Raw genomic sequence first — 1,343 nt, forward strand, 5'->3', positions numbered from 1 at the left:
GCCGAAGGCGAGCCCGAAGCCGAAGGCGAGCCCGAAGCCGAAGGCGAGCCCGAAGCCGAAGGCGAGCCCAAACCGAGGCCGACCCGAAGCCGAAGGCGAGCCCAAGCCCCGGGGCCGGGACCCAAAGCCGAGGCCCAAGACCAAAGCCGGACCCCTGGGCCAGCCCACAACACCCCGAAGCCGAAGGCGAGCCCCACCCCGGATCGAGCCCCGCTCGATCCCTCGGGGGGTCCCGGGGGGTCGCCCCCCGAAAAAATTGCGGCCCACCGGGAAGCCGACCAAAGTCGGCGACCACGATGGGCCGGCTCGTGGGCGAGGGGGGAGTTGAACCCCCACGTCCGTTAGGACACACGGACCTGAACCGTGCGCGTCTGCCATTCCGCCACTCGCCCGAGTGGGACTATCTCGTAACCAGGGGACACGCTATCACGCCTGAGATGTCCGCTGCGCCGGGGGGTCGGGGGAGCCGCGGACATGTCAGGCTGCGGAGCCGTAGGGCGTCCGCGCCCGGGGGCATACGATCTCACAGACCGGGAGAAGGGAGGTCGAGCATGGGCGTGCTACAACGCTTCGAACGGCGCCTGGGCGGCCTCGTCGAGGGTGCGTTCGCCAAGGTGTTCAAGGGCGGGGTCGAGCCCGTCGAGATCGCCAGCGCGCTGGCCCGGGAGACCGACGACCGGCGGGCGGTGAGTTCGAACCGCGTGCTGGTGCCCAACGAGTTCGCGGTGGAGCTTGCCAGCGGCGACTTCACCCGCCTCTCCCCGTACGACCGGGCGCTGTGCGACGAGCTGGCGGAGATGGTCCGTGAGCACGCCGCCGAGCAGCGGTACACCTTCGTCGGCCCGGTGACGGTGCGGATGTCCGAGGCCGCCGATCTCGATGTCGGCGTGTTCCGGATCCGCAGCAGCGTGGCGGCGGCCGATCCTGGCGTGGTCGCGGGCCGCCGGTCCCGGCCACATCCGAGCGCCCCCGGCACCCCCCATCTAATGATCACGACGAAGGCGCCGGGTGGCTCCGGCGTCGGGGAACGGGAGTACCCGCTGGACGCCGAGACGACTGTCATCGGCCGCAGCGTCGAGTGTGACATCCGCCTGAACGACACCGGGGTGTCTCGGCGGCATGGCGAGATCCGCCGGCTTCCCGACGGCCAGTTCCTGTACGTCGACGCGGGGTCGACGAACGGCAGCCTGGTCAATGGCCGCGCGGCGACGCAGGTCAAGCTGGTCAACGGGGATCGGATCGAGCTGGGCACCGCGACGGACGACCTGTTCGTCGAGCTGTTCAGCGGGTCCGCGGGGCGCGCGGTCGTCGCCGTGCCCCCCGCCGAGGAGGCGCGGTTCGTC

The 1,343-nt window shown here is 71.3% G+C and carries 1 protein-coding gene and 1 tRNA gene; one reads left to right on the forward strand and one right to left on the reverse strand.

The genetic code is table 11. The annotated features are described in order from the left end of the window. Positions 1-309 precede the first annotated feature (309 nt). Positions 310-392 (reverse strand) — tRNA-Leu (locus tag C1A33_RS25520). A gap of 159 nt (positions 393-551) precedes the next feature. On the opposite strand from C1A33_RS25520, the gene C1A33_RS25525 reads away from it, so the two are divergent. Next, on the forward strand, positions 552-1,343 hold a 792-nt coding region (locus C1A33_RS25525; protein ID WP_243407939.1), incomplete at its 3' end, for an FhaA domain-containing protein.

The sequence above is a fragment of the Frankia canadensis genome, from assembly GCF_900197875.1.
Lineage (GTDB): Bacteria > Actinomycetota > Actinomycetes > Frankiales > Frankiaceae > Frankia > Frankia canadensis.